The following is a 12,309-nucleotide window of genomic DNA, read 5'->3' as shown; positions in this document are numbered from 1 at the left end:
GGGGACGGGGCAGACTCTGGTCTCAGGCCGGCGCCGCTGCCGCCAGCCGCTGCAGGATGGACAGCGCGGTCGCCCGGTCGCGGGTGGACCAGAACGGCGGCAGCGTGCCGCGCAGGAACCCGCCGTAGCGCGCATTGGCCAGGCGCGAATCCAGCACCGCAACCATGCCCCGGTCCCCGGCGGCGCGGATCAGCCGCCCGGCCCCCTGGGCCAGCCGGACCGCCGCGTGCGTGGCCGAAACCGACATAAAGCCATTGCCGCCCGCCTGGGCCACGGCCCGTGTGCGGGCGGCCATCAGCGGATCGTCCGGCCGCGGGAACGGGATGCGGTCGATCACCACCAGCCGGCAGGCCTCGCCGGGGACGTCGACGCCCTGCCACAGCGTCATCGTGCCGAACAGGCAGGTGGCCTGGTCCGCGGCGAACCGTCCCACCAGTTCGGCCATCGAAGACTCCCCCTGGCACAGGATCTCCAGCGGCAGCCGGCGGCGCATTTCGGCCGCGGCCTCCTCCGCTGCCCGGCGCGAAGAAAAGAGCCCCAGGGCTCCCCCGCCGGAGGCCTTGAGCAACGCTTCGAGCTCGTCCAGCTGTTCGGCGCTGGTGCCCCGTTCCGGCTTGGGCAGGTGCGCGGCCACATAGAGCACGCCCTGCCGGGGATAGTCGAACGGGCTGCCGACGTCGGCGCTGCTCCATGCCGGCGCGCCCTCGCCCAGCAGGCCCAGCGAACCGGCCACGGCGTCGAAGGCGCCGCCGATGGCCAGGGTCGCGGAGGTCAGGATCACCGTGTGTCCGTCGAAGAGGCCTTCGCGCAGCCGTGACGCCACCGACAGCGGCGCCACGTTCAGGGTTGCCGGTGCCGCCTCGTCCGCCGGGGTGTAATCCCCCGGCGCGGCGAAGCTGTTGGTCCGCGTGGTCCAGACGACCTCGCGCGCGTCCGCCGCCGCGAGCAGCCGCTCGCACAGTTCCAGTACGGCCGCCAGCCGGGAGCGGGCGATCTGCCGCCCGCCGTCGGCCTGGCCGGCGCCCGCGTTCGCATCGGATTTGGAGTCGGACAGAGCCGTCCGGCTGGCCTCCCGCAGCTGGGCCAGGGCCAGCGTCAGTTCCTCGCCCGGCCCGGCCGGCAGCAGGCCGCTGGGCACGGCCTCGAGGGCGGCCTCAAGGTTCCTGGCGGCACTGTTCAGTGCCTCGACGCTGATCCCGGTATGCTTGCGTGCCGCCGAGGCAGCGGTCCGGGCCATGGCCGCCGAGAGCTGCCCGCTGACGGCACCGGTGACCCGGTCCTGCAGTTCGTGCGCCTCGTCGATCACCACGACGTCGTACTCCGGCAGGACCGCCAGCCCCTCGAAGGCATTGATGGCCAGCAGGGCATGGTTGGTGACGACCACGTCCGCCTCGGCGGCGTGCGCGCGGGCCTGCTCGCTGAAGCATTCCTGGGCCATCGGGCACTTCTGGGCGCCCAGGCAGTCCATCGACGTGACCGAGACCTGCCGCCAGGCGCGGTCGCTGACCCCGGGCACCAGTTCGTCCCGGTCCCCGGTGGAAGTTTCCTCCGCCCATTCGCGCAGCCTGAGCACCTCGCGGGCCAGCGCCGTCGTCCCGGCCGCTGCCGTGCGGCCACCGGCCGGCGCCGGATGCGGGACGGCATCCTCGCCCAGGCTGAACAATGCCTGCGGCTCGTCCTCGTCCGGAAAGCCGCCGTCCAGCTTGTGGAGGCACACGTAGTTGCTGCGGCCCTTGAGCAGGGCCACATCCACCGGCCGGGGCAGGCGGGGCCCGATCGCCTGCAGCAGCCGCGGCAGGTCCCGGTTCACAATCTGCGCCTGCAGCGCCAGGGTGGCCGTGGCAACGACGGCGGGCTTGCTGCTGTCAAGGGCGTGCTCGATCAGCGGGACCAGGTAGGCCAGGGACTTGCCCGTGCCGGTGCCGGCCTGCACCAGCAGGTGGCGCCCCTTGTCGATGGCCTCGGCAACGCGGCCGGCCATCTCGTGCTGCCCCTGGCGGTGCTGCCCACCCATGGCCGAGACGGCCGTGTCCAGCAGCTGCAGGGCCTGCCCGGCCTGCTGCCGATCCACGGGCTGCTCACCCATGGAAGGTGAAGGGTTCCAGCTCGGCGGCCAGTCCCTCGCGGACCATGACCGCCAGCCGGGTCCCGTTCTCCAGATGCTCCATGGTGAGGATTTCGGCATCCGGCTCGTGGAGCCTGCTCACCACGTCGCCGCGGTCGTACGGCACCAGCAGCTCCATCCTGACCCTGGGCCGCGGAATGCCGTCGCTGATGGCCTGCAGCAGCTGGTCGATGCCCTGCCCGGTCCGGGCCGAAACCACCACATGGTGCTTTTCGCGCAGCCGCAGCCGCTCGAGCGTGAACGGGTCGGCTACATCCGCCTTGTTCAGCACGATGATCTCCGGGATCCGGCGGGCGTCCACCTCGGCCAGCACCTTCCGGACAGCGGCGATCTGCCCCTCGGGATCCGGATGCGAGGCGTCGACCACGTGCAGGATCAGGTCCGCGTCCGCCGCTTCCTCCAGGGTGGAGCGGAATGCCTCGACCAGCTGCGTAGGCAGCGAACGGACGAACCCGACCGTGTCGGTGAGCGTATAGCCCAGTCCGTCCGCAGTGGTCGCATGCCGGACGGTGGGATCCAGGGTGGCAAAGAGCGCATTCTCGACCAGGACCCCGGCATTGGTCAGCCGGTTCAGCAGCGAGGATTTGCCCGCATTCGTGTAGCCGACGATCGCCACCGAGGGCACGGCATTGCGCTTGCGGTTGGCCCGCTTGGTCTCGCGGGCCGGCTGCATGGCCTTGATTTCGCGGCGCAGCTTGGCCATCCGGGCTCGGATCCGCCGGCGGTCCAGTTCGATCTTGGTCTCACCGGGACCGCGGGAGCCGATGCCGCCGCCGGCCGCGCCGACCCGGCCGCCCGCCTGCCGGGACATGGACTCGCCCCAGCCGCGCAGCCGCGGCAGCAGGTACTCGAGCTGGGCCAGTTCCACCTGGGCCTTGCCTTCGCGGCTCTTGGCGTGCTGGGCGAAGATGTCCAGGATCAGGGCGGTACGGTCGATGACCTTCACCTTGACAATGTCTTCCAGGCCGCGGCGCTGGGAGGGCGCCAGCTCGCTGTCCACGATCACGGTGTCCGCGCCGGTGGCCATGACGATGTCGCGCAGTTCCTGCGCCTTGCCGGAGCCCAGGAACGTGCCGGGGTCCGGCTTCAGCCGGCGCTGGACGACGCCGTCGAGCACCTCCGAGCCGGCCGTTTCGGCCAGTGCGGCCAGTTCGTGCAGCGAATTATCCGCGTCTTCGGCGGTTCCCTCGCTCCAGACGCCGGCCAGCACCACCCGTTCGAGCCGCAGCTGCCGGTACTCGACCTCGGTGACGTCCTCCAGTTCGGTGGACAGCCCGGCGACGCGCCGCAGCGCGCGCCGCTCCTCGAGGTCCTGCTGGTCGCCGTCGAACTCCGAATGCTCCGCATCCATATCCGACAGGGCCTGGGCCCGGCCGCTCAGGCCGGATCCTGTCTTGGTGCGTGCGGCCTGGTCCTTGGACAGGATCCGGTCAATGACCGCCTGGATCTCCTCCTGGCTCATTTCCGGATCCCCGGCCGGCTGTCCCTTGCTGTCAGTCGTCATGCTCTCCTTTGAAAAGTCTGTCCATCCATCGTAGTCCCCTGCGGCGCATCCGTCTGCTTTCCGGTGCCGGAGGGTCCAGTTACACTTTCATCCGGCCGCGCATTACTGTGGCGGATTATGGCCTCCGATCATTACTTCAGCGCCCGGCCCGGCAAGCCCGAGTCCCGCAGGCCGCTCACGGTCGTCCTGGACGGCGCAACCCGCCAGCTGAGCACCTCCGGCGGCATCTTCAGCCCCGACGGCATCGACAAGGGCACCGCCGTCCTGCTGGCCGAGGTGCCGCCGCCCCCGCCGGCCGGACAGTTCCTGGACATCGGCTGCGGCTGGGGCCCGCTGGCGCTGACCCTGGGCCTGAAGTCCCCCGGCGCCACGGTCACGGCCGTGGACGTCAACGAACGCGCCATCGCACTGACCAACGACAACGCCCGGGCCCTGGGCCTGCAGAACGTGCACGCCTGCCTGCCCGGGGAGGTGGACCCGCAGCTGCGCTTCGATCTGATCTGGTCCAATCCGCCGATCCGGATCGGCAAAAACGAACTGCACTCGCTGCTGCTGCTGTGGCTGCCCCGGCTGGCACCGGGCGGCACCGCCTGGCTGGTAGTGCAGAAGAACCTCGGCGCCGATTCGCTCCAGCGCTGGCTGGCGGCCGAACTGCCCGCCGGCTTCCAGGTGGCCAGGGACAGCACGTCCAAGGCCTTCCGCGTGCTGCGGGTCCGCCGCAGCCGGGAATAAGCGCCGCGCGAGCTAGACGAGGGTTCCGCGGGCGACCAAAACCGCCGGGCCGCTCAATTCGACATGCTCGGCCCCGTCCCGGGCCAGGAACCTGACGCGCACCACACCGCCGGGCACCGACACCTGCCAGTCATCCGGCGCACCGGCGCCGGCCCAGTAGCGGATCGCCGCGGCCGCGGCGCAGGCTCCGGTGCCGCACGACTGGGTTTCACCCACGCCGCGCTCATGCACGCGCATGGTGATGCTGCCTGCCCCGTCCGCCACCAGCGGCTCCGCCGGAACGACGAACTCCACGTTCGTGCCATGCTCGGGCAGCGGCTGGACCTCGGGAGCCTCGTACAGCCTGGTCGCTGCCAGTTCCTCCAGTTCGGCCAGCGCCACCACGGTATGGGGGTTGCCCATGCTGATGCTCAGCGCCGGGCGCGGCACCTCGAGTCCGTCGGCGTGCACCACCGAGTCCATGGATTTGGCGGCGGCATGGTCGGGAAAGATGAAGCTCCACGGACCCATGTCCACGGCATAGCCGTTGGCCGACCGGGTCACCACCTTGATGCCTGCCCGGGTGCCGATGGTCACTGAACCGCCGCCGGCCAGCTCCACCAAGCCCTGATCCAGGAGGAAGTGGACGAACACCCGCACGCCGTTGCCGCACATTTCGGACACCGAACCGTCCCCGTTGCGGTAGTCCATGAACCACTCGGCCGCCGGTTCGGTCTCCAGCAGGGCGCGGCCTTCGGGCAGGCGCTCCGAGCGGATGGCCCGGATCAGCCCGTCCGCGCCAATCCCCCGGTGCCGGTCGCACAGCGCCGCCACGGCGGCCGGGGTGATCTCGTGCGCCCCGTCGGGGTCGGCCACCAGGATGAAGTCGTTGCCGGTGCCGTGGCCCTTGGCGAAGGGCAGGCCGGCCAGCGCCGACAATGCGCCGGAGGCGCCGGCGGCGTCGGTGGAAATAGACAAACTCACCCCTCCAGCTTAGCGATGTGTTCGAGGACCTTCGGCACCAGCTGCGGATCCTGCCAGCCGAACCAGGCGATCCGCCCGTCCGCCCGGAACCAGGTCAGCTGCCGGCGGGCGAACTTGCGGGTGGCGGCAATGGTATCCGCGACTGCCTCGTCGATGCCCCACTCTCCGTCCAGCACCTTCAGGAACTGGGCATAGCCGAGGGCCCGCGACGCGGTCCTGCCGCCGCGCAACCCGCGGGCCTCCAGGGCCCGGACCTCCTCGAGCAGCCCGGCCCCGGCCATCCGGTGCACGCGGCGGGCCAGCCGCTCCTTCAGCTCCTCGCGGTCCACCTCCAGACCGATCTGCACCGCCGGCTGGAGGTAGCGGCGTTCGGGCATGAAGGAACTGAAGGCCCTTCCGGTCAGCTCGTGGACTTCCAGCGCCCGCACGATGCGCCGGGCATCGCCCAGCCGCTGGGCCGACACCGGATCCACCCGCCGAAGCCGTTCACGCAGCGCCGCCATGCCCTCGTCCGCGAGCTCGGCCTCGAGCCGCCGGCGCAGCCCCGGGTCAGTCCCCGGGAACTCGATCACATCCAGCGCCGCGCGCACGTACAGCCCCGATCCCCCGGCCAGGATGGCGCGCCGGCCGCGCGCGTGGATCGCGGCCACGGCGGCACGGGCCTGCTGCTGGAAATCCGAGACGCTGGCCTCCTCATGCACCTCCAGGATGTCCAGCAGGTGGTGCGGTACGCCCCGGCGCTCCTCGAGGGTCATCTTCGCGGTGCCGATGTCCATGCCGCGGTAGAACTGCAGGGCATCGGCGTTAATGACCTCGCCTTCCAGCCGTTCGGCCAGGGCGACGGCCAGGTCGGACTTGCCGGACCCGGTGGGCCCGACGACGGCGATCACCGGCGGGATGCTTCCTGCAGCCCCCGCGGGGGTGGAACCGGCCACAGCGCGGCCCGCCCTCAGCTGGAGCGGACCGGCAGCGAGGGCATGCCCAGTGACACGCCCCTGCCTTGGGCGGCCCCCGGCGAGGGAACGCCGCAGGACTCCGCCTGCGCGCGGTCCCAGGCGTCCCCGGCCCGGGAGCGGCGCACCGAGTAGTCGGCCGGACCAGCCGCATCGGCGATGAGATGGAACGGTGCGGCCTCGGTGACGGTCACGGTGACCAGGTCCCCCGGACGGGGCACCTCGGCGCCATCGGGAACGGAAAAATGCACCAGCCGCTGGTCCCGGGCCCGGCCGGACAGCCGGTGGGTCTCGCTGGCCTTGCGCCCCTGCGCGGCGGTGACCATCACCTCTACCTGGCGGCCGACCTGCCGGGCGTTCTCCTCGGCGGCAATGCGGTCCTGCAAGGCGATCAGGCGCTCGTAGCGCTCCTGCACCACCGCCTTGGGCAGCTGGTCCGGCAGTTCGGCGGCCGGCGTGCCCGGCCGCTTGGAGTACTGGAAGGTGAAGGCGCTGGCAAAGCGGGACTGCTCAACGACGTCGAGGGTGGCCTGGAAATCCTCCTCGGTCTCCCCCGGGAAGCCAACGATGATGTCGGTGGAAATGGCCGCGTGCGGGATGCGTTCGCGGACCTTCTCCAGGATGCCGAGGAATTTCCTGGACCGGTAGGACCGGCGCATGTCCTTGAGCACCTTGTCGGAGCCGGACTGCAGCGGCATGTGCAGCTGCGGCATGACGTTGGGCGTCTCGGCCATGGCGTCGATCACATCGTCGGTGAACGCCGCCGGGTGCGGACTGGTGAACCGCACGCGCTCGAGGCCCTGGATCTGCCCGCAGGCCCGCAGCAGCTTGGCGAAGGCCCCCCGGTCGCCGAATTCGACGCCGTAGGAGTTCACATTCTGTCCCAGCAGGGTGACCTCGATGGCGCCGTCGTCCACCAGCGCCTGGATCTCGGCCAGGATCTCCCCGGGCCGGCGGTCGCGTTCCTTGCCGCGCAGCGACGGAACGATGCAGAAGGTGCAGGTGTTGTTGCAGCCGACGGAGATCGATACCCAGCCCGAGTACACCGCGTCGCGCTTGGTGGGCAGGGTGGAGGGGAAGACCTCCAGCGACTCGAGGATTTCCAGCTGGGCCTCGTTGTTATGCCGGGCGCGCTCCAGCAGCGCCGGCAGCGAACCGACATTGTGGGTGCCGAACACCACGTCCACCCACGGTGCCTTCTGCAGGATCGTCTCGCGGTCCTTCTGCGCCAGGCAGCCGCCGACGGCGATCTGCATCCCCGGATTGCGTTCCTTCACCGGCGCCAGCTGCCCGAGGTTGCCGTACAGCTTGTTGTCCGCGTTCTCGCGGACCGCACAGGTATTGAAGACAACGACGTCGGCCTGCCCGGACTCATCCTTGACCAGCCCGGCGGCCTCAAGCAGGCCGGCCAGCCGTTCGGAATCATGGACGTTCATCTGGCAGCCGAAGGTACGCACCTGGTAGGTGCGCACACGGGCGTCGCTGGTGCTGGAACCGGGGGCGGGGATGGTCAAACTCACCTATTAAGGGTAATGCTCGCGCGTGCGCGGCTGATAATCCCGTCCCCGGGCACCAGTTCCTAGTACCAGTTGTTGGCGTAGTGGAACTGCAGGGCGGAGCAGGGCGAACCGTAGCGGCCGTCAATGTAGTCCAGGCCCCAGTCGATCTGGGTTTCGTAATTTGTCCGCCAGTCCGGTCCCGCCGTGGCCATTTTGTCGCCGGGCAGCGACTGCACGATCCCGTAGGCCCCGCTGCTGGGGTTGGTGGCGCTGGTCAGCCAGTCCGACTCCCGCTTCCACAGCCTGTCCAGGCAGGGCATCTGGGAGGCATCCCAGCCGTAGCTGCGCAGTTCCCGGGAGGCATAAGCCTTGGCCGCCGCCGGATTGTTGACGGGTTTGCCTGCTGCTGCGGCCTTCTGCTGGGCGGCCTTCTGCGCTGCCTCGGCCTGGGCAGCCTTCTCCTGCGCCGCCTTCCGCGCGGCCTCGGCTTCGGCCGCCTTCCGTGCGGCGTCAGCCTGGACCTGTCCGGCCCGCGCGTCCTGCTGCGCGGCCTGGGGCGCGCTGTCCTGCGTTGCCTTGGTCTGGGCTGGCCTGTCCTGCGCATCCTGCTGCGGGGCGGCTCCCGAAGCCGCCTCCGCGGCAGCTGCGGGCTGCTGGCCGGCCGGCTGTGCCGCTGCCTGGCCGGCGCCGTGTCCGCCTGCGCCGTGTCCGGCGGCGGCCTGCCCCGGCTCCTGCGGCTTCGCCGGTCCGTCCGCCCGGACCGCACCGTCCATGTCGGAGCCGCCGGCATCTGCGGCTGCAGCGCCCGGGATTGCGGACGACTGGGCCAGCGCCACGAGGCCGGTCAGCGCCGATGCCGGCGCTGCCTCGGCCGTGCCGGTTTCCTGGACGGGCAAGGCCGCCGTGGTCGCAGCCAGGGCGGCGAGGGCGGTCAGCCCCAGGGCGAGGCCGGTACGCAGCCGGCGGTGCTGTTCGAGGCGGCGCCGGGCGCGCTTCTGCTCGCGCCGTTCGTGCTCCGGTGTGGACAGGGAATCGGGTGCGGCGGGGGTCTTGGGGGCAGTCAGCTGGTCTCGTGCGGTCACGGAAGCAGGACCGTACGGACCGTTTCTGGGAAAAGTCTCAAAAAGATAAAGAAATCGGCCGTTTAAGTGACGAACATCTCAGTTTGATTACGGCGTGTCGGTTTCCCCCGCAGCGTGCCCGAGTTCTTCGCTCACGACCTTGAAGGCCAGTGCTGGCGGGTAGCCCTTGCGGGCCAGCATCGACGCGAGCCGCCGGACCGCCTTCTCCCGTTCGCCCCGGTCCGCCGGCACGCGGCCGGCGCCCAGCTTCCGGCGGACCAGCTCGCGCGCGGCAGCAACCTCATCCTCGTCGGAGAGCTGCTCCAGGGCCGCCTCGGACTCCTCCGGCCCGACGCCCTTCTCCGCCAGTTCGCGCCGCAGGGCACTCCGGGCGAGCGAACGTGTCCGCGCCCGGCTGCTGACCCACATCCTGGCGAACTCGGCGTCGTCGATCAGCTCGACTTCTTCGAAACGGTCCAGCACCGCGGCCGCCACTTCGCCGGGAACACCGCGCTCGGCCAGCTTCAGTTCCAGCTGCCGGCGGCTTTTCGGCGCCACCGTCAGCTGGCGCAGCACGATGGCGCGCGCCACCTCGTACGGATCTGCTTCCGGGGTCAGGTCCGCCGGTGTTCCCGGCGTTGGTCCGGCGGACCTGCCGCGTTCGGGCCGCACCGGCTAGATGCCGTCCACGGCCTTGAGTTTGGGCTCGCCGCCCTCGCCGGCCTCCGGCCGGACACCCACGCCCAGCTTCTCCTTAATCCGCCGCTCGAGCTCATCGGCGAGGTCCGGATTGTCCTTCAGGAAGTTGCGGGCGTTCTCCTTGCCCTGGCCCAGCTGGTCCCCGTCGTAGGTAAACCACGCACCGGACTTCTTCACCAGGCCGTGCTCCACGCCCATGTCGATCAGTCCGCCCTCGCGGGAGATACCCTGCCCGTAGAGGATGTCGAACTCGGCCTGCTTGAAGGGCGGGGCCATCTTGTTCTTGACGATCTTGGCACGGGTGCGGTTGCCCACCGGGTTCGTCCCCTCCTTGAGGGTCTCGATGCGCCGCACGTCGATGCGGACCGAGGCGTAGAACTTCAGCGCCTTGCCGCCGGTGGTGGTTTCCGGGCTGCCGAAGAAGACGCCGATCTTCTCACGCAGCTGGTTGATGAAGATCGCCGTGGTCTTGGTCTGGTTCAGCCGGCCGGTGATCTTCCGCAGCGCTTGGCTCATCAGGCGCGCCTGGAGGCCCACATGGCTATCGCCCATTTCGCCTTCGATTTCCGCCCGGGGCACCAGGGCGGCAACGGAGTCCACGACCACGATGTCCAGCGAGCCGGAGCCCACCAGCATGTCCATGATCTCCAGCGCCTGCTCGCCGGTGTCCGGCTGGGACACCAGCAGGGCGTCGGTGTCCACGCCCAGCTTCTTGGCGTAGTCCGGATCCAGCGCGTGTTCGGCGTCGATGAACGCAGCAATGCCGCCGTTGCGCTGGGCGTTGGCCACCGCATGCAGGGCGACGGTGGTCTTGCCGGAGGATTCCGGGCCATAGATCTCCACGACGCGGCCACGCGGCAGCCCGCCGATGCCCAGCGCCACATCCAGCGCGATGGAGCCGGTGGGGATGGTTTCGATCGGCGCGCGGCTGTCGTCACCCAGACGCATGACGGAGCCCTTGCCGAACTGCTTGTCGATCTGCGCGAGTGCGGCTTCGAGAGCCTTTTCGCGGTCTGCCGGTGCGGCCATTGTTCACCTCGGTTTCATAGTGGCCTTGCGGGCCTGACTTCTTTGCCCACCTGCGACGGTAGCCTGCGGTACTGACAAAATTGCGGCGCCGTGGCCAGATGTGGACAAACACGGCCGCCCCGGTGCAAATTCAGTTCCTGTGTAGGAGCATACTCCTATCCGAACAAATATTCGAACCCTTTGCGGGTTCCGCCGGGCGGGCGCGCCGGTGGCGCCTGGGGCCCGCTCAGCGCTTCGGCTTGATGTCCCGGCCAAGCCGCCGCTGCGGCGGAACGTCCTGCATCTCGCAGACGGCGAGCCAGACGGACTTCGGCGGAATTCCAGCCTCCAGCGCCTGGAGAGCCGTGCGTCCGCCGAGGCCCGTGAGCACCAGGTCGGCCGCCAGGACCCGCGAATAACCGGATCCGAATTCGTCATCCATCAGTCGCCAGAAGTCGCTCAGCCGCATCGGGATATCTTCTCACGCCGGCCCTGCCGATTCATCCGGGCTCGGCGCGGACGGGAATTACAATGGGGACCATGAGCGAGCAGCCTCCGCCGGCCAACCCCGATTTCGATGCAGCCATCGACTCCCTGGAACGGCAGCTCAGCGTTCTGTGGCGGCGCGCCCGTGCCAACTCGCACCGGGTGGCGCGGCAGGTCCATCCCGACATGGAGCCGGCGGCCTACGGGCTGCTGGCAGTGCTGCAGCGCGAAGAATCGATGCGGCTGACCGACCTGGCAGCGAATATCGGCGTCGGCAAGCCCTCGGTCAGCCGGCAGATCGCCATGCTCGAGCAACTGGGCCTGGTGCACAAGCAGGCCGATCCGGTGGACGGGCGCGCACAGTCGATTTCACTGACCGAAACCGGCCGGGACCGCCTGACGGCCGCACAGCTGGCGCGCAAGAGCGCCTTCCGCGAACGCCTGGGCGACTGGCCCGTCGAAGACCTGGATTCGCTCGCGGCCCTGCTGGACCGGCTCAACCAGGCCTATGCCAACGAGCCGCCGCTGCACTGACCCTGCGCAGCTGCACCGGCCCTGCGGAGGACCGCCTCCGGCGCGGACGGCCACCGGCACGAAACACGAAGCAGCATGGCCGGTCCCCGCGGTGCGGGAACCGGCCATGCAAAACAGTCGCCGGACAGAGCCGCCGCGGCGGCCTGGCGCAACGGTCAATAACGGGCCGAGGCGAGGCCCTGGCTGAAGTCGTCGGGCAGTTCGTCCGGTACCGGAGACACAAACTCGCGGGACAGCTCCTGCGGCACGGTGTCGGGAATGACCACGCCCTCGGCATCCGCCACGCGGTCGCTCACTTCGCGGAGCATCAGGGACAGCGGTACATCAAGTGCCGAGCAGATGGAGGACAGCAGTTCCGAGGACGCTTCCTTCTGCCCCCGCTCGACTTCGCTCAGGTAACCGAGGGAAACACGGGCGCTGTGTGAAACTTCGCGCAGGGTACGGCCCTGCCGCTGCCGGACATCGCGAAGGACGTCACCAATTTCGTGGCGTAGCACTACCATTTTGCGCTCCTTCTCCCGATGGGCTTCCTTGGGCAGGCCCGGATCACGCCAACGGACCACGCCGTTCACGGATACGGGCTGCTTAACCATGTGTATCGCCTTGCTCCCTTGTATCTCTCCTGCGGAGTCCATCGCCGGTGTCTGCCGTCGGATCGAAGCCGCCTGGTTTCTAAAGCTTAGCCAACAACGCTAGCAGTTGCCGACACCTTTGATAACTACCGGGCCGAATAATTTGTTCCCTT

12 protein-coding genes are annotated in these 12,309 nt (G+C 69.7%); 2 read left to right on the top strand and 10 right to left on the bottom strand.

Translation table 11 applies throughout. The annotated features are described in order from the left end of the window. Positions 1-22: 22 nt before the first annotated feature. Positions 23-2,086, bottom strand: coding sequence for an ATP-dependent DNA helicase (locus HGG74_RS16500; RefSeq protein WP_168488111.1), 2,064 nt, complete (start codon positions 2,084-2,086; stop codon positions 23-25). Continuing rightward, positions 2,079-3,629 (bottom strand): GTPase HflX, encoded by a 1,551-nt coding sequence (gene hflX, locus HGG74_RS16495; RefSeq protein WP_168488109.1) that lies wholly within the window; start codon positions 3,627-3,629, stop codon positions 2,079-2,081. Before hflX ends, HGG74_RS16500 begins: the two co-directional genes overlap by 8 nt. 117 nt (positions 3,630-3,746) lie before the next feature. On the opposite strand from hflX, the gene HGG74_RS16490 reads away from it, so the two are divergent. Next, positions 3,747-4,361, top strand: a complete 615-nt coding sequence (locus HGG74_RS16490) for a class I SAM-dependent methyltransferase (protein ID WP_168488107.1) — start codon at positions 3,747-3,749, stop codon at positions 4,359-4,361. 12 nt (positions 4,362-4,373) lie between these two features. Here HGG74_RS16490 and dapF read toward each other — a convergent pair whose 3' ends face one another. The 7 genes from dapF to HGG74_RS16455 form a co-directional block, all read right to left on the bottom strand. Then, a complete protein-coding gene (gene dapF, locus HGG74_RS16485; protein WP_168488183.1) occupies positions 4,374-5,318 on the bottom strand; it encodes a diaminopimelate epimerase in 945 nt (314 codons plus the stop codon). Positions 5,319-5,320: 2 nt separating this feature from the next. Continuing rightward, positions 5,321-6,259, bottom strand: a complete 939-nt coding sequence (gene miaA, locus HGG74_RS16480) for a tRNA (adenosine(37)-N6)-dimethylallyltransferase MiaA (protein WP_168488105.1) — start codon at positions 6,257-6,259, stop codon at positions 5,321-5,323. Positions 6,260-6,273: 14 nt separating this feature from the next. Continuing rightward, on the bottom strand, positions 6,274-7,797 hold the full coding sequence (gene miaB / locus HGG74_RS16475; protein ID WP_168488103.1) for a tRNA (N6-isopentenyl adenosine(37)-C2)-methylthiotransferase MiaB: 1,524 nt from the start codon (positions 7,795-7,797) through the stop codon (positions 6,274-6,276). A 59-nt stretch (positions 7,798-7,856) separates the two neighbouring features. Continuing rightward, positions 7,857-8,858 carry an aggregation-promoting factor C-terminal-like domain-containing protein gene (locus HGG74_RS16470; RefSeq protein WP_168488101.1) on the bottom strand — a complete coding sequence of 334 codons (1,002 nt, stop codon included), beginning with the start codon at positions 8,856-8,858 and terminating at the stop codon, positions 7,857-7,859. An 87-nt stretch (positions 8,859-8,945) separates the two neighbouring features. After that, the gene (locus HGG74_RS16465) at positions 8,946-9,428 is read right to left on the bottom strand and encodes a regulatory protein RecX (protein ID WP_168488181.1); all 483 of its coding nucleotides are present in this window, start codon (positions 9,426-9,428) and stop codon (positions 8,946-8,948) included. A gap of 84 nt (positions 9,429-9,512) precedes the next feature. Then, entirely contained in the window at positions 9,513-10,565 is a 1,053-nt protein-coding gene (recA, locus tag HGG74_RS16460; RefSeq protein ID WP_168488099.1) for a recombinase RecA, read from the bottom strand. A gap of 226 nt (positions 10,566-10,791) precedes the next feature. Continuing rightward, the gene (locus HGG74_RS16455) at positions 10,792-11,013 is read right to left on the bottom strand and encodes a DUF3046 domain-containing protein (protein WP_168488097.1); all 222 of its coding nucleotides are present in this window, start codon (positions 11,011-11,013) and stop codon (positions 10,792-10,794) included. A gap of 71 nt (positions 11,014-11,084) precedes the next feature. Here HGG74_RS16455 and HGG74_RS16450 point away from each other — a divergent pair, with 71 nt between their 5' ends. Next, positions 11,085-11,564 carry a MarR family winged helix-turn-helix transcriptional regulator gene (locus HGG74_RS16450; protein WP_168488095.1) on the top strand — a complete coding sequence of 160 codons (480 nt, stop codon included), beginning with the start codon at positions 11,085-11,087 and terminating at the stop codon, positions 11,562-11,564. Positions 11,565-11,719: 155 nt separating this feature from the next. Here the strand turns inward: HGG74_RS16450 and HGG74_RS16445 are convergent, their stop codons facing one another. Beyond that, positions 11,720-12,157 carry a helix-turn-helix domain-containing protein gene (locus HGG74_RS16445; RefSeq protein WP_168488093.1) on the bottom strand — a complete coding sequence of 146 codons (438 nt, stop codon included), beginning with the start codon at positions 12,155-12,157 and terminating at the stop codon, positions 11,720-11,722. Between the last annotated feature and the right edge of the window lie 152 nt (positions 12,158-12,309).

This window comes from Arthrobacter mobilis (assembly GCF_012395835.1).
GTDB classification, from domain to species: domain Bacteria; phylum Actinomycetota; class Actinomycetes; order Actinomycetales; family Micrococcaceae; genus Crystallibacter; species Crystallibacter mobilis.
Note: the sequence above shows the minus strand (reverse complement) of the source record. Positions and strands in the feature narration are given on the sequence as shown.

Excerpts from the sequence above, each read along its gene's own strand:
- HGG74_RS16500 (WP_168488111.1), bottom strand. The coding sequence starts at position 2,086 with ATGGGTGAGCAGCCCGTGGATCGGCAGCAGGCCGGGCAGGCCCTGCAG.
- hflX (WP_168488109.1), bottom strand. The coding sequence starts at position 3,629 with ATGACGACTGACAGCAAGGGACAGCCGGCCGGGGATCCGGAAATGAGC.
- HGG74_RS16490 (WP_168488107.1), top strand. The coding sequence starts at position 3,747 with ATGGCCTCCGATCATTACTTCAGCGCCCGGCCCGGCAAGCCCGAGTCC.
- recA (WP_168488099.1), bottom strand. The coding sequence starts at position 10,565 with ATGGCCGCACCGGCAGACCGCGAAAAGGCTCTCGAAGCCGCACTCGCG.
- HGG74_RS16455 (WP_168488097.1), bottom strand. The coding sequence starts at position 11,013 with ATGCGGCTGAGCGACTTCTGGCGACTGATGGATGACGAATTCGGATCC.
- HGG74_RS16450 (WP_168488095.1), top strand. The coding sequence starts at position 11,085 with ATGAGCGAGCAGCCTCCGCCGGCCAACCCCGATTTCGATGCAGCCATC.
- HGG74_RS16445 (WP_168488093.1), bottom strand. The coding sequence starts at position 12,157 with ATGGTTAAGCAGCCCGTATCCGTGAACGGCGTGGTCCGTTGGCGTGAT.